Raw genomic sequence first — 19,471 nt, 5'->3', positions numbered from 1 at the left:
ATGACAAAACGGTGTGTTGAAAAAAAATGAAACTAAAAAGCTCTTATAAAACCGTTCGCGTGAGGGATAGAAGTGGAAAGCCCACAGCCGTGAGGAACGAACAGGCGAGGACTTGAAACGGATAGCCCGACCCGGAGGGACACGCCCAAAAAACTTAGAATCTTAGTGTCTCAGTCCCGATAGCTATCGGGATAGCATCTAAAAAAGAACTAACTAAACCACACTATGAAAAATAAAAAAATAATATTTATTGGGGTCTTTTCCCTTTTTACGATTGGAAATATGAATGCACAAAAAAAGCCGTATCTGGATAAAAATAAAACTGTTGAACAACGTATTGATTTGCTTTTGCCGTTAATGACGTTGGAGGAAAAAGTGGGACAAATGAATCAGTACAACGGTTTTTGGGATGTTACGGGACCAGCTCCAAAAGGCGGAACGGCTGAATTAAAATACGAACATTTAAGAAAAGGATTAGTGGGTTCGATGCTAACTGTTCGCGGTGTAAAAGAAGTTCGTGCCGTACAGAAAATTGCTGTTGAAGAAACACGTTTGGGAATTCCGTTAATCATAGGTTTTGACGTAATTCATGGTTATAAAACGTTAAGCCCGATTCCGTTGGCAGAAGCAGCGAGTTGGGATTTGGAAGCGATTAAAAAATCGGCGGCGATTGCGGCTGATGAAGCTTCGGCGTCTGGGATTAATTGGACTTTTGGACCAAATGTTGACGTTGCAAACGATGCGCGTTGGGGACGTGTGATGGAAGGTGCGGGTGAAGATCCATATTTGGGAAGTAAAGTGGGTTATGCCAGAGTAAAAGGTTTTCAAGGAGAAACGGTTGCTGATTTAGCTAAAGTCAATACGATTGCGGCTTGTGCGAAACACTTTGCTGCTTACGGTTATGTTGAGGCGGGATTGGAATATAATATTGTAGATATCAGTAATTCTAAATTGTACAATTTGGTTTTACCTCCTTTTGAAGCGACGGTTGAAGCCGGCGTTCGTACGTTTATGAATTCGTTTAACACGCTGAATGGAGTTCCGGCAACTGGAAATGCTTTTCTGCAGAGAGATATCTTAAAAGGAAAATGGAAGTTTGACGGATTTGTGATTTCGGATTATGCTTCGATTCGCGAAATGATTGCGCACGGTTACGCAAAAGACGAAGCCGATGCAACGGCAAAAGCTGTAATTGCAGGTTCTGATATGGATATGGAATCGTATTTGTATGTAGCAAAATTGGTTGATCTAGTAAAATCAGGAAAAGTAAAAGAAGCTTTGGTTGATGATGCTGTCCGTAGAATTTTACGCGTGAAATTTGAATTAGGTTTATTTGATGATCCTTACAGATATTGTGATGAAAAACGCGAAAAAGAAGTTGTTGGAAGTAAAGCCAATAACGATGGCGTTTTGGACATGGCGAAGAAATCTATAGTTTTATTGAAGAACGAAAAGAATTTGCTTCCGCTAAAGAAATCCGGACAGAAAATCGCTTTGATTGGCGCTTTGGCAAATGATAAAAACAGTCCGTTGGGAAGCTGGAGAATTGCAGCGTCTGATGATACTGCGGTTTCTGTTTTAGAAGGAATGCAGCAATACAAAGACAACCAATTGACTTTTGAAAAAGGTGTTGATTTATTAAAACAAAAAGCCACTTTTCTAACAGAAACGGTTTTCAATACAACAGATAAAAGCGGATTTGAAGCAGCAAAAACAGTTGCGAAAAATGCTGATGTTGTCGTAATGGTTTTAGGAGAATACGGTTTCCAAAGCGGTGAAGGGAGAAGTAGAACTGATTTGAATTTACCAGGTTTACAACAAGAATTATTAGAAGAAATTTATAAAGTGAATCCAAATGTAGTTTTGGTTTTAAATAATGGTCGTCCGTTGAGTATTCCTTGGGCTGCAGAAAATATTCCGGCTATTGTTGAAGCTTGGCAATTAGGAACTCAAACCGGAAATGCAGTTGCTCAGGTTCTTTACGGAGACTACAACCCAAGTGGGAAATTGCCAATGTCGTTTCCTAGAAATGTGGGTCAAGTGCCAATTTATTATAACAAATACAGCACAGGAAGACCAATTGACAGTGATAAAAATGTTTTCTGGTCACATTATATGGATGTGGAAAAAACGCCTCAGTTTCCGTTTGGTTTTGGATTGAGCTATACAACATTCGATTATAAAAATCTGAAAGTGAATAAAACGTCATTTGCAAAAGGAGAAAAAGTTCAGGTTAGTGTTGAGGTTACAAACTCAGGAAATTATGACGGAAAAGAAGTGGTTCAGCTATATATTCATGATGAATTTGCAAGTATTGTTCGTCCGATAAAAGAATTGAAAGGCTTTGAGTTAGTTAATCTTAAAAAAGGTGAAACTAAAACGATAAATTTTACTTTAACGGATGCAGAACTTGGTTTTTATGACAACGAAGGAAAGTATTTAGTTGAACCAGGAACTTTCAAAATCATGGTTGGAGGAAGCTCTGATAAAGGTTTGCAAAGTGGTTTTGAAATTAGAGAATAAAAGGTTTTGCCACGAAGGCACTAAGACACAAAGTTTTTTGAATAGCCCCTAGCTTTAGCTGGGAGGAATATGATTGAATAGAAAAAGGCTTTAGCCAAACTTACAAGTTTGGCTAAAGCCTTTTTTGATTGCGTTTATGTTTTCATCCAGTTAAAGCTGGACGCTATTGAATCTTATTAAAAAAAAGCTTTGTGTCTTAGTGCCTTCGTGGCAAAACTTAGTATTTTTTTCTACCTTTAAAACCTATTAAAACTCCAACTTTTTAAATTAAAACAATGAAATATAACAGATGTGGGAAAAGCGGTTTGCTGCTTCCAGAAATTTCTTTAGGATTATGGCATAACTTCGGATCAGTAGATAATTTTGATAATGCTGAAAGTATTGCGGTAGAAGCTTTTGATAAAGGAATAACTCATTACGATTTAGCTAATAATTACGGGCCGATTCCAGGTTCTGCTGAAACTAATTTTGGTAAAATTCTTTGGCATAATTTTCAAGGAAATTTGCGCGATGAGATTATAATTTCGACTAAGGCTGGTTACACTATGTGGGATGGTCCTTATGGCGACTGGGGTTCTAGAAAATATTTATTGTCAAGTTTAGATCAGAGTTTAAAGAGAATGAAAGTCGATTATGTCGATATCTTTTATTCGCACCGTCCAGATCCTGAAACACCAATTGAGGAAACTATGATGGCTTTGGATCACGCTGTGAGAAGCGGAAAAGCTTTGTATGTTGGAATTAGCAATTATTCGGCAGAACAAACCAGAGTTGCAGTTGATGTTTTGAAACAATTGGGAACACCTTGTTTGATTCATCAGGCTAAATATTCGATGTTGGAACGCTGGGTCGAAAATGGACTTTTAGATGTTTTAGAAGAAAAAGGAGTTGGCTGCATTGCTTTTTCGCCTTTGGCACAAGGACTTTTGACGGATAAATATTTAAACGGAATTCCAGAAAATTCTAGAGCGCATAATCCGAACGGTCATTTGAAAGAAGATGAAGTGACGCAGGAACGCATTCAGAAATTAATTCAGCTGAATGAAATAGCTCAGAATAGAAACCAGTCTTTGGCTCAAATGGCTTTGGCTTGGCTGCAAAAAGACAAACGAATTACATCGGTTTTAATTGGCGCGAGTTCTGTAAAACAATTGTGTAATAATATTGATTGTCTTCAAAATACTGATTTTTCGCAAGACGAATTGAATGCGATTGAGAAGATTTTATCTTAATTAATAATTGATAATTTTGGATCGTGAATTGTGAAAGCGCATAATCGTAGAGGCGCACGGCAGTGCGTCTACGTCTCGTTACCATCATGAATATTAAACCCGACAGTCCCGAAGCCTCGGGATAAAACCTGTCGGGTTTTGTGTTTTCTATAAAACCAACATGTAAACTGGACTGAAGTCCAGCCCTACAATATGAATCGAGCCAAAGGCTCTTTTGCGTTCCGAAGGAACAAATTATATTGTAGAGCTGGACTTCAGTCCAGTTTAGTTTAAATTATAATAGAAATCTATTTTATAATCATCGCTAATCCGCCGCCATTTGCTAAACGATATGTCAATTTTGTTGTCGAATCAACGGTAATCATTTCTTTTTTATAATCTGTTGCGGCTTTGTCTGCGTTAAGACCGTCTGAGAAAATTTCGGCTTGGAATTTTTTGCCTTTTTCAAGGAACGAAAAATCAATTGTAATCTCTCTGGAATCCCAATTTGTTATTGCGCCTAAATACCATGTATTAGCTTTTTTTCTGGCAATTGTAACAAACTTTCCTACTTCACTATCAAGAGCAACCGTTTCATCAAAAACGGTTGGAATTTTAGCAATAAAATCAGTGCTTTCCTGTGCTGCCATAAAAGCGGTTGGACTGTCGGCCATCATTTGCAAAGGCGCTTCGAAAATGGTGTACAATGCCAATTGATGACATCTTGTTCCCTGACTCATTGGAGTAGAATGACTTGGTTTGAATTCGCTTTTAGTTGCATTTCGCATTGCTCCAGGCGTATAATCCATTGGACCTGCCATCATTCTGATAAACGGAATTGTTGTGTCGTAAAGAGGAACATCGTCGTTTGGCGTCCATTTATTGTTTTCTAAACCTTTTACACCTTCAAAATTTAAAATATTAGGAAAAGTTCTCTGAATTCCGGTTGGTTTGTACATACCATGAAAATCAATAATCAATTTATGGTTAGCTGCTTTTTGAGCAATGTCATAAACGGAATTCACCATTTTGGCATCGTCTCGATCTATAAAATCAACTTTAAAACCTTTTACGCCCAATTTTGCATAATTGTCAAAAACGACTTCTGTTTTATCATGTATTGCCATCCACGAAGCCCACAAAATAATACCGACGTTTCTTTCTTTAGCGTAAGCGATTAAAGCTTCCAAATCTACATTTGGATTGTGTTTCATAATATCAGTTTCAACGCTCCAGCCTTCATCCAAAACCACATATTCGACTTTATTTTTAGAAGCAAAATCAATATAATATTTATAAGTCTGTGTATTAATTCCGGCTTTGAAATCGACATTATAAATATTCCAGTCGTTCCACCAATCCCAAGCTACTTTTCCTGGTTTTATCCACGAAATGTCTTTTATTTTTGACGGATCAGCTAATTTCTGAACCATATCATTATTGGCTAAAGCCGAATCATTTTCAGAAATAACAATTGCTCGCCACGGAAAAGTTCTGGTTCCTTTGGTTTTAACCAAATAATATGCTCTTTCTGTAATTAATTTGTTGAGGTAATTGAATCCGCCGTTGGTTTCTTGAGTTGGATATTTAGAAAAACGAGATTCAAAACCTGTTTTGTTTTGATTATTGGTCACAAATAACCCCGGATAATCTTCAAGATTGGCTTCTAGAAAAATGGCTTTTTTATGGTTTTTATAATCAATTAAGAAGGGAAGAAAAGCCAAAGTATCTTTAGCAAACTCACTTATTTTTTTGTTTTCATAATGAGATTCAAAAGAAGAAATAAATTGATCTTTCGGATTTCTTAAATCACGAACATATGGCATTAAAGTGTTATAATCTTTATCGAAATTTAAAACTACTTCTTCGCTCTTGATTGTAATATCTTTTTTCTTTTTTGTAACAAATCGATAGGCTGCGCCATCATCAAAAACACGATATTCGATACTGAAATCATTTTTGAAGTTTAAAGTCAATTGATTGTAATTGTTCTGAACTGATTTCTTTTTGTATAAAGGCGTTTCAAAAGAAGTATTTATCGTTTCTTTTTTCGAATTTAAAACAACAGCATTTTTGCCTAAAATCTCATTTTGATCTAAAGTCAAAGACATTTCAGACGGAGCCAAAATCAAATCTTTTTCATGTGAAATAGACCAAGAGATTTTATCATTTACAGCAATTTTTACTTCGATTTTTCCATTAGGAGAAAGAATAATAAAATCTTGCTTCTTTTGGGCAAAAGAAAAGTTTACGAGCAAGAAACAAAAAAGAATAAATGTATTTTTCATATTGTTTTTTTATCAAATTTTGATTTTGATATTCCGTAGAGACGCACTGCAGTGCGTCTACATTCAATTTTTATGAGGGATATTCTTTACGCATAAGACGCACTGCAGTGCGTCTCTACGGAAAATAGGGATGATTTCTATTTTTATTTCTTCAGTTTAAGATTGTATTTTTTTACAATTTCTAATGTTGATTTGTCGCCATTAAAAACAGAATTTAAGCCTTGTGGTTCCTGTGGAGGATCTGTTGTCAAAGGTTCTCCGGGATTCCATTTTCCTGTTTCATTTACTGCTTTTCCTTCGCCACCGTAGCCCCAGAAATTGGCCGCTTGCAACGGTCCACCATTTTTATGACTTTCTGCAACTCTTCCAAAAATATAATTATAAAATTGATCACGATAAACAGAAGGCGCTCCGGCATTTAAATTTTCATGTTCTCTAGCAAGTCCAAACTCTTCAATAATAATTGGTCTTTTTAAATTGTTCGCCACTTTAATATGATCGTCAATATATTTCCCGGCATTTTCGATTGTTTTTGGCATTGTAGCTTCGGCATTATCGGCTTTAAACCAGTTCCAGTTTTTTGGCCAGATGTGCATCGTCAAATAATCAATATTTGGATTTTGGTGTGTTCTTTCGAAGATTTCCATGCTGTCGTTTGAGCTGTTTTTTCCTTCAGAACCTGTCGAAACCAAATGATTTTTGTCTAAACTGTCAATCAAATCCACAATATTATTCAGCCATTTCGTGAATTTCGCTTCGTTTTCGACTGTAAAAAGTCTAGGTTCATTTCCAACCTGCCAAGCCATAATAGTATTGTCTTCAGTATATTTCTTTTTAGAATAGGCATTTGTTCTGCCAAGAATAAATTTCACATGATTGTTTAAAGCTTCCATACAAGGCTCGCAACCGTGAAATTGTTCCGTATACGACATAAATTGTGGCCATGTATTTGGTGGGATATTCGGAACCGGAATCGCTCCTTTGCCATTCCATTCTAAATATTGCGACATTCCGCCGGACCATTCCCAGTTATTGGTTAAATATAAAACGGCATACATTTTACGTTTGCTCATTTCGTTGATTAAGAAATCCAATCCATCTAATAAATCTTCATCGTATTTTCCTTGTTCGTATTGCAATGCAGGACGAACAGTGAAGTCATATTTTCCACCATCACCACCAACTAAAATTCTAAGATTGTCAATCCCATTTTTCTGCATGAAATCAAGTTCTCTCAGTAATCTTTTTCGATCGCCTACTTTTTTTGACGCCAGTAAACTTCCGTACCAATAATTAGTTCCAATATAAGCATATGGTTTATCGCCTTTATAAAACTGTGTTCCTTTAATGGTAATTCGTGGCTGTTGTTTCTGTGCTTCGCAACTTAGGCTGACTACACAAATTGCTGTTAGTACTAATTTTGTAATAGAATTTTTCATGATAATATAAAGATGGTGATTTTATTTTTTTTCGATTACAGCAAATACTGAAGAACGAGCCGGTAATGTAATATTTGTACCATTTGCTGTTTCGGCTGCATAAGGTTTTAAAGTGGCATAATTACTTGGTCCGCCAGCGGTTAAAGTTGGTCCGGTTCCATTAATAATTACTTTTCTGGAAAATTCACCATTGTCTATATCGCCAGTCAAAGTGTACCAGTACATTTTTTTTCCGGTAAGGAAATTTTTCAGATTTATTTTGATATTGATTGAAGTTGTCGCTTTGTTTACAAAAGTTAAGCCCACTTTTCCGTCAGAAAATGAAGAAGCATAAACTTCATAATTTCCATTAGAATCTTTTGTTGCGTCAATTAAACGGTCTCCCATATATTTTTGAAAATAATACATATGATAAAAAGCCGGACGCGGATTGCCTTTTGGAATATTAGGTTCGTCTCCATTACTGAAAGTTCCGTGATCATCACCATTTGCCCAAGCGTTTGCAAGATCCCAACGTGCAGCAAGACCAATTTTATTTTTTAAAACTTCACCTAAAAGTAATGTGGCGTGCATTCCGTTTATATGAGAAACTTGTTGTTTACTTCCGGTCGAAAAAATATTCCATTCGTCTAAAGCAAATGGTTTTATCTCGTTGCCAGTTGTGGTTAAAGCATTTTTGCAAAAGCTCATCATATCTGCTGTTACTTTTTTAGGAGTTTCCAGAATTTCGGAAGCTGGAGCATTTGTATTGTAATTGGTGTAATAATTATGAATTACATAATAATCTGCTTTTCCATCAATATTTTTCAGCAATTTATCATTCCATGTTTTATGGCAATCCGGCAAATAACTGGCGGGAGTTGTTTCAACCATTATAGCGCCAATTTTTATATTTGAATTTCCGACAGCAGTCGCAGCTTTGCGCATGGCTTCGGCAATTATTTTAAAATGCTGTGCATACAATTGTCCGTTTAAAAGCTCTGGCTGACCATCTTTATTGTTTGCAGTATTGATTCTGTAACTTGCTTCCCAATCTGCAAAAACTTCGTTGCCAATTTCCCAATATTGTGTTCTGCCATTATCATACGTTACCCAGTCTGCGGCTAATTTTGCAGCATCTTCAACAGGATTTGCACCAGTTCCATATCGGGCATATCCGTAGTTTATGGTAATAATTCCTTTACTGTTGGTTTGTTGCAAAAGCTGGTAATAATTATCTAAAGAAATGGTCCAGTCCGCATCATTTTTACCAAACCAAAAACCGGAATCTTCAGTTGTTCCATCAGCTTTTACCAATTTCGATGGCGCTGTTGAAGGAATTTTGTCAGTGTTCCAGAAATAAATATCACTAATACTTCCGCCAGGAAATCTAATAATATTTGGCTTTAGATTTTTAATGTCGGTAACAAGAGTTGGATTGTTAATCATTTTTCCGGACCATAAATTGGCATTGTTACCATAAATAGCGCTTGGAATTTTCGTGATTACTTTGGCATAATCAACAGTAATAGTTGACGCTGTAGTTGTTGGAATTGTAGCTTGAGTAAAATCTGTTGGAGAAGTAAAATTTTTAGCCGTCCAGTTGTCCAGAAAAAAGCCAATTGTATTTTCTACTAATGGATCAACTTGTGGTTTTACAACTGGATCTTCGGGTGTTGGCGTGGGAGTTGGTGTCGGATCGTCTTGTTTAGTACACGATGAGAGTTGCCCCAAAGAAATAGTGAACAGTATTAGAAATATTTTTTTCATGTCTTAATTTTCAGAAGTTACAGTTGTCGGATTTTGTTTGAGATACTCTTCTTCTGAAAGTGCAATGGCTTTTACATCATCAAAAAATACGGTTCCGTTGGTTTGTGCCAACGCTAGCATGATTCTTACATTCTTTGCTTCAGCGGGTATTTTTATGGTCTTTTTAAATTGTGTCCAATTTGTGGAACCTACCGCTTGACCAATTCTTTCGGAAGTAATTTGTTTATCTGCTGAATTTGTAAATTCAACAATTACAGCTCCGTTCTTATATTCCTCTTTCTGGGTTTCAATAGCATTTGACTTTATCCAGACACTAACTTCTAATGCAAAAGTTTTTTTTGGCACTGAAAAAGTTTGGTCCAAAGCTTTCCATTCGTTACCAACAAACTGGTTGATCATGGCGCTGTTTTTTCCTGTTTTTTTATCATAAGGAGAAATACTGGCATTTTCTTCTCCACGCCAATTGATTAAATCACTTTCAAAGCCACCGTTTTTGACTAAATTGGTTTGAGCATTTGTTATTGTAATTAGAAATAGCGAGCAAAAAAGGAAGAATGTTTTCATAATCAATATTTTAATTCAATAATAAGTGATGAAGAAGGAAGTTTTAATCGGGAATTCGCTGAATAAGTTCTAAACAAGCGCGGCTGTTATGATACGGGCATTTCCAGAAACCCGCTTTGTCTTTTTCGATTAGTGAATAATCCTTGTAAACTCCCCAGAACCATTCTCCGTTTTGTTTGTCCAGAATGTGTTTTTTGGTAAAGTTCCAGTTGTTTAAAACGAGATCTAAAAACTTTTCATCGCCTGTTAACTGATAAGCATTGTAAAAACCAATCATAGCTTCGGCCTGAACCCACCAATGCTTTTCGGCAATTAATTCATTGTTTTTTGGATCTAATTCGTACCATAAACCGCCATCTGTATCAAGGCCTTCCTGAGTTACTTCGGCCATCTGAATGGCATGTTTTTTATAGATTTCAATCAGATTTTTATCTTCTGAAATTTCAGCACATTGTAACAATAACCAGGCTGCTTCAATATCATGTCCGTAGGATATAACATCCGGTTTTTCGATCCAGTTTTCATCAAAAAACAAACGTAAATGTCCTGTTTCAGTATTTATGAAATGCTCGTTTATTGTTTTCAGTAATTCAATGATATCTTTTTGAAGCGTTTTATCTTTCCAGACTTTAAACAAATTCGCATAAGCCTCGACAATATGCAAATGTGTATTCATTGTCTTTTTTTCGTTGGCGTCCTTTTCGCTTAAGCGTAAATCTTCAATAGGCTGCCAATCGCGTGTAAAAGCTTCAAAATAGCCTTTGTTTTCAGGATCAAAACTATTTTCCTGAATTTTTAAATATAAATTGAAGGCTATTTCTAAAGCTTTTTCGTCTTTAGAAATAGCATAATATTCAGATAATCCATAAATCGCAAAAGCTAAAGCGTAAATTTGATTTTTGGTATCTTTTGAAGTTTTATCGATGTTAATACTCCAAAATAAACCGCCAAATTCAGTATCATAAAAATATTTTGAAAGAAACTCAAAAGCTCTTTTAGCTAATTCTTTATGTTCTTCATTTTTAGTTATTTGATAACTTGCAGAGAATGACCATAAGATTCGGGCATTTAAAACGGCACCTTTTTCAGAATTAGCGATGATTTGCTCATTAAAATCAATTTGACCAATAAACCCTCCATTTTGATTATCGAGCGTATGTTTTGACCAATACTTTAAAATAGCATCAAGTTCAGCTGAAAGTTCAGATTTTAATTGCTTTAGTTTTGCTGACACGATGAATTATATTGCGTTATTTTTTTCAATTTGACTAATGATGGTTTTCACTGACCCCGCAGAAATAAAAGTATCTTCAGGTGTATTCGTCACGTAATCAATTAATTTTGCGACAGATGAAACCGCAACATGCATTCTTGTATCTGATGATGCGTAGTAAATGTAAACCGTTCCGTCAGTGTCTTCAATCCAACCATTTGAAAATAATACGTTCGATACATCGCCGACTCTTTCAATTCCTTCAGGTCCCATAAAATGTCCGGCAGGAACGTGAGTTACTTTCGTAATATCATTCAAATCGGTCATGAACATATATAACGTATAACGTAAACCTGCGGCAGTATTACGAACGCCATGCGCAAGGTGCAACCAACCTTTTTCAGTTTTGATAGGAGCAGGGCCAAGACCATTTTTTAATTCGTAAATGGTATGATACTGTTTGCTGAAAATGATTTTCTCCTCTTTTACAACAGGATTTTTCATGTCTTCAACATAACCTAAACCAATTCCGCCGCCGGCACCAACATCAATAAAACCATCTTGCGGACGTGTGTATAAAGCATACTTTCCGTTTACAAATTCAGGATGCAAAACAACATTTCGTTGTTGGCCAGTGTTCGAAATTAAATCAGGAAGTCTTTCCCAGTTTATTAAATCCTTAGAACGCACGATTCCGGCATTGGCTACAGCCGAACTTGTATCACCTTTTGGCGCTTTTGGATCTTTTCTTTCGGTACAAAAAATACCGTAAACCCAGCCATCTTCATGATTGATCAAACGCATATCATAAACGTTTGTATCAGGTTCTTCGGTTTGTGGAATTACGCATGGTTTCTCCCAAAACTTAAAATTATCGATACCATTTGGACTTTCCGCAATAGCGAAAAAAGACTTTCTGTCAATTCCTTCTACGCGAACAGCCAAAAGATATTTACCGTTCCATTTCATAGCGCCCGCGTTAAAAGCAGCGTTCATTCCAATTCTTTCCTGCAAAAACGGATTTGTTTTTTCATTCAAGTCAAAACGCCAGTTTAATGGCACATGAGCTGCAGTAACAACAGGGTTTTTATAACGCTGATAAATTCCGTTTCCTGCATTTTCCTCCGGCGCATTTTTTTTCTCGATTAGCGTTTTATGTTCTTTTTCTAATGCTGCTTTTCGATCGTGAAAAACAGCTGAAGAGGTTATTGTTGTCATATATTTTTTCTGTAACTTAATTTGTTTTTTTAAATTTTCTGATCCCTTTTTTCGTTTAAATCTTGTTCTATCGTTTGCAGTTTTTCTTCAGATAAAGGATAGAATAAAATAAAAGCGACTGATATTGCTGCTGCTATTGCAGGAAGTATGCTTAACATTAATTGAATTCCGTGTTGTGCTGTTTCGGTTTGCTCAACATTGGCCTGAAATCCGTAATAACCCAAAAGCCATCCGGCTCCGGCTCCGCCAATTGTCCATCCAAATTTTTGTGACATAGAAGAAGCTGAAAAAACCAATCCTGTTGCGCGACGTCCTTGTTTCCATTCTGAATAATCGGCACTGTCAGCATACATGGACCAGATTAATGGGAAAATACAGCCTGCACAAATGCTTATTAGAATTTGGAAAGTCATGATTAGGAAAACATCTTCTTTTCCGAAGAAATAAAAGATTAAACTCAAAATGGAAGCTATAGCCATTGCACCAAAAAAAGTTTTTTTCTTACCAATTTTGTTTGCAATTGGTGTTGCAAGAATAACTCCGATGATGTTTGCGGCTTGACCTAAAACTAAATAAATAGAAGTTGGTGCCATGTGAAAATCAGTTCCGAAAAGAGAAAAATCGAAGTTCACATTACTGCTTACGTAATATTTAAAATAATAAACCGCAGCGCCGTCTCTGATAGAGTTAAAAACTAAAGTTCCAATTCCGGCACCCAATAAAATCCACCACGGTTTGTTTTTCCATAAATCTTTTAAATCTTCTTTTAGATTTGATTCTTCGTTTTCAATTGGTTTCACTCTTTCTTTTGTAAAGAAAAAACAACCCCAGAAAAAAGCCGTTGTGATTACTCCAAAAACAGCAATTGTTGCCAACCAGCCCGTTTTAGAATTAAGGCTTCCGCCGAAGTAATTTACCAACGGTTCAATTAGCCAAAGTGCCAAAAGGCTTCCTCCAAAAGCAAAAACCATTCTATAAGAAGACAAAGTTGTTCTTTCTTTTCTGTCAGAAGACATTACGCCCAAAAGCGAAGCATATGGTACGTTAATTAACGAATATATCATCATCATTAAGGAATAAGTCACATATGCGTAAATGATTTTTCCTTTTTCGTCAAAATCCGGCGTGTAAAAAGTCAAAACTCCAATTACAGCAAAAGGCACGGCACCCCATAATAAATAAGGTCTGAATTTGCCCCACTTTGTTTTTGTTCTGTCTGCAATGATTCCCACGATAGGATCAAAACACGAATCCCAGATTCTGGTAATTAAAAACATAGTTCCTACGACAGCAGGGGCTAATCCGAAAACATCGGTATAGAAAAAGAGAAGATACATACTGAAAATTTTCCAGAACATTGATGATGCTGCATCTCCCAGACCGTAACCTATTTTTTCTTTTAAATTAATTTTGTCGTGCATGTGGTATTTTTTTGGTTGTAATTTAGATTTGGTTATTATTTTAAGGCTTTTTGAATGTCTTTTTCAAACAGTGTTTTGTCAAGATTATAGAAATCTACAAAATCTTTTTCGCTGACTTGCCCGGAAAACGGTGCATAATAATGCATTTTTTGTTCTTTTTCCTGCCAGCCGTGGTTTCTCCATAATAAAACATAAGATATTTTGTAATCGCCAATTGCTTTGTTTAGAGTTCCTGTCCACCATTTTGGATCCGGAATTGCTTCGTAACCGGCTTCGGCAATCGCAATTAATTTGTGTTTTTGGAGACCAATTTCGTTAATAATTTTTAGTTGTTTCTGAACTTCGGCAACAAACTTTTGACCGTCTTTATCATCATTATTTTGATACGAATCGAAACTTATAATATCTGCAAAATCATCGCCAGGATAATTTGCCAGAAAATCTTCTTTTGAGCTGAAACTACTTGTATTGTAGACATAAATCAAATTATGAACTCCTTTTTTTTGTAAATATTCGAAAGTGAATTTCCATGCCATTTTGAATTCTTCAGGAGTACAATTTCCTTTTCCCCACCAAAACCAACCTCCGGTAAGTTCGTGATAAGGTCTGAACAAAACTGGAATTTGTTTTCCTTTTTTATCTTTTAAGGAAAGAAAGAAGTTTGCTGCTTTGTCCAGCCATGAAGTGAATTTTTGATGATTTTCGCCGCCTGGTAAAATTGTTTTTAATGAATTTGGCGTATGATCCCACGCATCTTTTCCGGTTGCAGGATTATCAAAGTGCCAGCTTATTGTCGAAATTCCGCCTCTTTCATTAGCTTCCTGAATGTACTTTTTCATTTTATCAAAAGGAACGCCATCTATATTATTGGGATTGTCTTTTTCTAAACCAGCAATATCCCAACCGTAAACTGCGGGATAATCTCCTGTAACATCTTTTATATCGCTTCTTCCGTTTTCGTATTTCCAGTTTACGCCGTAAGCAAGGTCATCCTGATGTCCAAAAAGAAATCCTTTTTGGGTTAATTGATTCAGTTTTTTGTAAAGAGAAACAGTTTCGGGTGTTGCTTTTTTATCTGAAAGTGACAAATTAGTATAAGGATTATTGTTCCCGGCAGAGCAAGAACTTCCTATAAATACAGATAATAAAAGGGTTATTATGTTTTTTTTCATTGCTGATGTGTTGTTTTTCAGTTTGCTGCGTGCAAAGCTGCGATATTTTGCTGGTTGTTTAGTGTTTTGATTTTCGTGTCGAAAATTATATACTGTTTTCAGCTTAAAATTATTAAAACTCTAAAAAGAATTTACATTAAAAATGATTAATGTTTATTATTAATATAGTTTTTGAAAAAACGATAATTCTATTTTTCAAAGATAATTGGATGATTATACTGTAATTAATATTATTTTATCAATTATATATCATATTATTGCAGTCAAAAAAAATAATTATTCTTTCCCGAAAATAGTTTTAAAGATGAGTACAGCTAAAAATTTTTACAGAGAAATTGCACCGCTTGCAGCTGGTGATAGTTTTTTGGTTTTTGATCGTGTTAAAGACAGTTTTGATTTTCCGGTTCATTATCATCCTGAGTTTGAGATTAATTTTATTTTAAATGGGAAAGGAGTAAAGCGGGTTGTTGGGGATAATATTGAGGAAATCGATAATGTGGAATTGGTCTTAATTGGTCCGAATTTATATCACGGTTGGGAATTAAATAAATGTACGAGTAAAAAAATTCATGAAATAACGATTCAGTTTCATAATGATTTATTTCATGAGTCTTTATTGTCCAGACGTATCATGAATCCGATTCGGGATATGTTTAATCGATCAATTCATGGTATTCTTTTTTCAAAAAAAACTGCCGAAGAATTAACGCCAAGACTTGTAAGACTTTCTAAATTAGACGGTATGGATTATTTTTTGGAAATTACTTCTTTATTATATGATTTGGCCAATTCGAGAAATCAGCGTTTGCTTTCTACTTATACAGTAGATTATGACACGTTTGATGATTATGATAAAATGAAATTGGTTTATGAATATGTTCAAAAAAACTTTGCTGATAAAATTACTTTAGAAGATGCGGCAAACGTAGCTAGTATGTCTATTATTTCTTTTAACCGATTTATTAAAAAACGAACCGGAAAAACTTTTGTCAATTATATTAATGATATCCGAATTGGTTATGCTGCACGCTGGCTGGTTGAGAAAGATATGAGTGTTTCTGAAGTGGCTTTTAAATCGGGTTTTAATAATATTGCCAATTTTAATCGTAGTTTTAAAGCTACTAAAAATTGTACGCCAAGCCAATATAGAGAAGAATTTTCTGGGTTAAAGCGTATTTTGTAGTGATACTTTTTTATCATCTATAAATATTATTTTTAACGAAATCGTTTGCTTTTTATTGAATTTGTTAATTTTAATGTAAGCTGACCACCGTTTTTGAATATTCTCATTACGAATAATTCAAAAAATTAATTGTTTTATTTTCATATGTGTTTTTTTATCTCCGTATGGTAAAAATATTATCATTAATTGATATAATATTATCGATTTGATAATGCTCTCTGTTATAGATTTGTTAAATAATTTAAGTACTACTAAGGATCCCTAACTGAAAGACTTGAATTGACAATAAACTAATTTAAACTAACCAAACATTATTATGAAAAAACTAATGACTAATTTCATTCATTGGAAGGCTAACCACAGAGCTGCTCCTTTGATATTATTTTTGTTGCTGACTAGTAATTTTATTACGGCTCAGGTAAAAGTTTCCGGAACAGTATCTGATGAAAAGGGATTAGGTATACCTGGTGCCAATATATTGATCACGGGAACAAAAAAGACAGCTTCGACAGATTTTGATGGAAAATATTCTATTGAAGCGCCTGCAAATTCTACAATTTCTGTTTCATTTATTGGTTACGTTACTCAGACAATTAATGTGAAAAATGGAGGAATCACGAATGTAGTCTTAAAATTAAGTGCCGAAGATTTACGAGAAGTTTTAGTAAATGTCGGATATCGTAGTGTTAAGAAAAAGGATGTAATGGGAGCTATTTCTACGGTTACCTCCAAAGACATTGCCGATTCTCCGCAAGTATCAGTAGATCAGTTACTGCAAGGGCGTGCTGCCGGGGTTTCAGTTACAAATAATTCAGGACAACCTGGAGGTAGTGTGTCGGTTAAAATTCGTGGAACGACTTCTATATCAGGAACAAATGAACCATTATATATTGTAGATGGTATTCCAATTTCTGGAGACGCTACAAGTACAAATACAGGAGGTTCAATTGTTACAGGTTATTTGGGGGCAAATACAGGAAACGTAACTTCGAGTCCAATTGCATTTTTAAATCCTAATGATATCGAAACTTTAGATATTTTGAAAGATGCGTCCGCAACTGCAATCTATGGTTCCAGAGCGTCGAATGGAGTTGTAATTATTACAACAAAAAGAGGAAAAAAAGGTACAGGAAAAATTACGTATGATTCTTATTTCTCCGTTCAAAACGTAACTCATTTGTTGGATACCATGACTTTAAGTCAATATGCTACACAACAAAATGCTTTGGCAGCTGTTTATGGCGTAGCTCCGAGAGATGAGTTTGCTGTTCCGTCTGTTCTTGGTAAAGGAACAAATTGGCAGGATGAAATTTATAAAACAGCTGTGATGAGTAATCATCAGGTTTCGTTTTCAGGGGCAAAAGAAGGTACTAGTTATTATATTTCAGGAGGTTATGTAAATCAGGAAGGAATTGTTATTGGTTCTGGTTTTAAAAGATATAACTTTAAAACAAACGTAGACACCAAGATAAAAGATTGGTTGACTGTTGGGGTTTCTATCGCGGCAGGTGTAACAAATGAGGATATTACAATTAATGGAGCAAGTAATGGTATTATCAGTACTTCTATTTTGTCTACTCCTGATGTTGCAGTTAGAGATGCTAATGGAAATTATGCCGGACCACCAGCTGATGGGTCAATAGGTGTTTGGATTAATCCTGTAGCTTCGGCTTTGATGAATACGAACAAGTTGATTAAAAAGAATTTCTTAGGAAATTTTTATGCTAGTTTTAGATTAGCAAAAGGGCTTGAATATCGTTTTGATTTAGGCGGATCGACAAATATGGATAATTTTGAAGGTTTTAAACCTACTTATACTTGGGGTGCCGCTGTTAAAGAAACCAATGAATTGGTAGAAAGATCTAACAATTGGTACGGAATTAACATTAAAAATGTTTTAACGTATAAGATTGATGTAGACAATCACCACTTTAATGTTTTAGCTGGTCAAGAGGCTAATGATAGTCACTGGAATGGAGGTTCGCAATCTGTTGCTGGTTTAGTGAGTAATGATATTAAATCAATTAGTTTGGGAGATCCTGATACACTTACAGCTTCAGAATACAAAGGAAGTTCTGCGCTGTATTCTTTCTTCGGATCTTTTAACTATGATTATGATAATCGCTACGGTTTACAGGCAACATTCAGAGCGGATGGAAGTTCTAATTTTGGACCTGGTGAAAAATGGGGTTACTTTCCTTCAGTTTCAGGTTATTGGAAACTTTCAAACGAAAAATTTATGGAAGGAACCAAGGAATATATCGATAATATCAAATTTAGAGCTGGATACGGTGAAACCGGAAACCAAAATATTGGTGGTGCAGGTTATATGAGTACAGTTCGTGCGATAAAATCGGCATTAGGTAATTTCTTTACGGTTAATAATATTGCCAATCCTGGTTTAACTTGGGAAACTTCTAAACAGACCAACTTTGGTTTAGATTTTACACTTTTCAATTCAAAACTTCAGGCAACATTCGATGTGTACAGAAAAGAGTCAGAAGGATTCTTATTTGTTCTGCCATTGCCTTATTATGTTACAGGAACCGATACTTATCAAGGAGGTTTAGGAGCGCCAAATGTAAATTTAGGAAGCTTAAGAAACCAAGGTTTTGAGATGACTTTAGAGTATAATAATAAATTCGGGAAAGATTTTTCATGGAATTCAAAAGCAATTTTCTCTACTAATAAAAATGAGTTGTTAAGCTTGCAAGATAATTTTGATTTAACAAAAGACGTAATGCTTAATGATTATACTAATAAGGCAGTAACCAAAACAGTAGTTGGTCAGCCAGTTGGCCAATTTTACGGATACGAGGCAGTTGGTATTATCAGAACGAATGAACAATTGGCAAATGCGCCAATTCCTTTTACAGGAAATAAAGCGGTAAAAAGTCAATTGGGAGATGTTGAGTATGTTGACCAAAATAAAGATGGTTTAATTGATGATAAGGATTTGACTTTTATAGGTAATCCGCAACCTAAATTCACTTATGGTTTCAATAATACTTTTAAATACAAAAATGTTGATTTAGGAGTCTTTTTACAAGGTTCTTATGGTAATAAAGTAATGAATTTAACAAGACGTGCGGGTACTAAAAACCAACGTCTGTATGAGAATCAATTAGCGGAAGCAGCAGATTTCTGGACACCAGAAAATGTTGATGCAAAATATCCAAGACCTGATGGTGGCGATGGACATCCAAATATTGCAATCTCTGATCGTTATGTAGAAGATGGATCATATTTAAGAATTCAGCAAGTAACTTTAGGTTATAACATGCCTTCGGACATAATTTCAAAAGCAAGTATTAGTAAATTAAGATTTTATTTAGGTGTTCAAAACCTTTACACATTTACTAAATACACAGGTTATGATCCAGAGATTGGAGCATACAATCAAGATCCATTATTAGTCGGAATTGATTCAGGACGTTATCCGACCAATCGCAGTTTTACTTTTGGATTGAATTTAGAATTTTAATTACTA

Annotated in this window: 12 protein-coding genes; 4 read left to right on the top strand and 8 right to left on the bottom strand. The window is 35.2% G+C overall.

Features of this window, described 5'->3' with window-relative positions; translation table 11 throughout:
* Positions 1 to 225 precede the first annotated feature (225 nt).
* Both bglX and mgrA read left to right on the top strand, forming a co-directional pair.
* On the top strand, positions 226 to 2,523 hold the full coding sequence (gene bglX, locus BD847_RS14055; RefSeq protein ID WP_115888890.1) for a beta-glucosidase BglX: 2,298 nt from the start codon (positions 226 to 228) through the stop codon (positions 2,521 to 2,523).
* A gap of 275 nt (positions 2,524 to 2,798) precedes the next feature.
* Positions 2,799 to 3,755, top strand: coding sequence for an L-glyceraldehyde 3-phosphate reductase (gene mgrA, locus BD847_RS14050; protein ID WP_115888889.1), 957 nt, complete (start codon positions 2,799 to 2,801; stop codon positions 3,753 to 3,755).
* Positions 3,756 to 4,042: 287 nt separating this feature from the next.
* On the opposite strand, the gene BD847_RS14045 is transcribed toward mgrA, so the two are convergent.
* The 8 genes from BD847_RS14045 to BD847_RS14010 all read right to left on the bottom strand — a co-directional run bounded on the left by BD847_RS14045 (position 4,043) and on the right by BD847_RS14010 (position 14,798).
* Positions 4,043 to 6,022: a glycoside hydrolase family 97 protein gene (locus tag BD847_RS14045; protein WP_115888888.1), complete on the bottom strand. Its 1,980-nt coding sequence runs from the start codon at positions 6,020 to 6,022 to the stop codon at positions 4,043 to 4,045.
* 143 nt (positions 6,023 to 6,165) lie between these two features.
* On the bottom strand, positions 6,166 to 7,461 hold the full coding sequence (locus BD847_RS14040) for a glycoside hydrolase 5 family protein (RefSeq protein ID WP_115888887.1): 1,296 nt from the start codon (positions 7,459 to 7,461) through the stop codon (positions 6,166 to 6,168).
* Positions 7,462 to 7,482: 21 nt separating this feature from the next.
* Entirely contained in the window at positions 7,483 to 9,210 is a 1,728-nt protein-coding gene (locus BD847_RS14035; protein ID WP_115888886.1) for an alpha-L-arabinofuranosidase, read from the bottom strand.
* A gap of 3 nt (positions 9,211 to 9,213) precedes the next feature.
* Positions 9,214 to 9,774, bottom strand: a complete 561-nt coding sequence (locus BD847_RS14030; protein WP_115888885.1) for a carbohydrate binding domain-containing protein — start codon at positions 9,772 to 9,774, stop codon at positions 9,214 to 9,216.
* Between the two features lie 43 nt (positions 9,775 to 9,817).
* Positions 9,818 to 11,008 (bottom strand): AGE family epimerase/isomerase, encoded by a 1,191-nt coding sequence (locus BD847_RS14025; protein ID WP_115888884.1) that lies wholly within the window; start codon positions 11,006 to 11,008, stop codon positions 9,818 to 9,820.
* 6 nt (positions 11,009 to 11,014) lie between these two features.
* Positions 11,015 to 12,205, bottom strand: coding sequence for a glycoside hydrolase family 130 protein (locus BD847_RS14020; protein ID WP_115888883.1), 1,191 nt, complete (start codon positions 12,203 to 12,205; stop codon positions 11,015 to 11,017).
* A gap of 29 nt (positions 12,206 to 12,234) precedes the next feature.
* Entirely contained in the window at positions 12,235 to 13,626 is a 1,392-nt protein-coding gene (locus tag BD847_RS14015) for an MFS transporter (RefSeq protein ID WP_115888882.1), read from the bottom strand.
* A gap of 35 nt (positions 13,627 to 13,661) precedes the next feature.
* On the bottom strand, positions 13,662 to 14,798 hold the full coding sequence (locus tag BD847_RS14010) for a glycoside hydrolase family 26 protein (RefSeq protein WP_115888881.1): 1,137 nt from the start codon (positions 14,796 to 14,798) through the stop codon (positions 13,662 to 13,664).
* A 304-nt stretch (positions 14,799 to 15,102) separates the two neighbouring features.
* On the opposite strand from BD847_RS14010, the gene BD847_RS14005 reads away from it, so the two are divergent.
* Together BD847_RS14005 and BD847_RS14000 are read left to right on the top strand one after the other, a co-directional pair.
* On the top strand, positions 15,103 to 15,981 hold the full coding sequence (locus BD847_RS14005) for an AraC family transcriptional regulator (protein ID WP_115889029.1): 879 nt from the start codon (positions 15,103 to 15,105) through the stop codon (positions 15,979 to 15,981).
* A 316-nt stretch (positions 15,982 to 16,297) separates the two neighbouring features.
* Complete coding sequence (locus tag BD847_RS14000) at positions 16,298 to 19,465, top strand: SusC/RagA family TonB-linked outer membrane protein (RefSeq protein ID WP_115888880.1); 3,168 nt, start codon at positions 16,298 to 16,300, stop codon at positions 19,463 to 19,465.
* Positions 19,466 to 19,471: the final 6 nt, after the last annotated feature.

It is taken from the genome of Flavobacterium cutihirudinis (assembly GCF_003385895.1).
GTDB classification, from domain to species: domain Bacteria; phylum Bacteroidota; class Bacteroidia; order Flavobacteriales; family Flavobacteriaceae; genus Flavobacterium; species Flavobacterium cutihirudinis.
The sequence above is the reverse complement of the archived record's forward strand: the minus strand, read 5'-3'. Positions and strand labels throughout refer to the sequence as shown.

Bases quoted from the DNA above. Each gene is read 5' to 3' on its own strand.
- bglX (WP_115888890.1), top strand. From the start codon at position 226: ATGAAAAATAAAAAAATAATATTTATTGGGGTCTTTTCCCTTTTTACG.
- mgrA (WP_115888889.1), top strand. From the start codon at position 2,799: ATGAAATATAACAGATGTGGGAAAAGCGGTTTGCTGCTTCCAGAAATT.
- BD847_RS14045 (WP_115888888.1), bottom strand. From the start codon at position 6,022: ATGAAAAATACATTTATTCTTTTTTGTTTCTTGCTCGTAAACTTTTCT.
- BD847_RS14040 (WP_115888887.1), bottom strand. From the start codon at position 7,461: ATGAAAAATTCTATTACAAAATTAGTACTAACAGCAATTTGTGTAGTC.
- BD847_RS14035 (WP_115888886.1), bottom strand. From the start codon at position 9,210: ATGAAAAAAATATTTCTAATACTGTTCACTATTTCTTTGGGGCAACTC.
- BD847_RS14030 (WP_115888885.1), bottom strand. From the start codon at position 9,774: ATGAAAACATTCTTCCTTTTTTGCTCGCTATTTCTAATTACAATAACA.
- BD847_RS14020 (WP_115888883.1), bottom strand. From the start codon at position 12,205: ATGACAACAATAACCTCTTCAGCTGTTTTTCACGATCGAAAAGCAGCA.
- BD847_RS14015 (WP_115888882.1), bottom strand. From the start codon at position 13,626: ATGCACGACAAAATTAATTTAAAAGAAAAAATAGGTTACGGTCTGGGA.
- BD847_RS14010 (WP_115888881.1), bottom strand. From the start codon at position 14,798: ATGAAAAAAAACATAATAACCCTTTTATTATCTGTATTTATAGGAAGT.
- BD847_RS14005 (WP_115889029.1), top strand. From the start codon at position 15,103: ATGAGTACAGCTAAAAATTTTTACAGAGAAATTGCACCGCTTGCAGCT.
- BD847_RS14000 (WP_115888880.1), top strand. From the start codon at position 16,298: ATGAAAAAACTAATGACTAATTTCATTCATTGGAAGGCTAACCACAGA.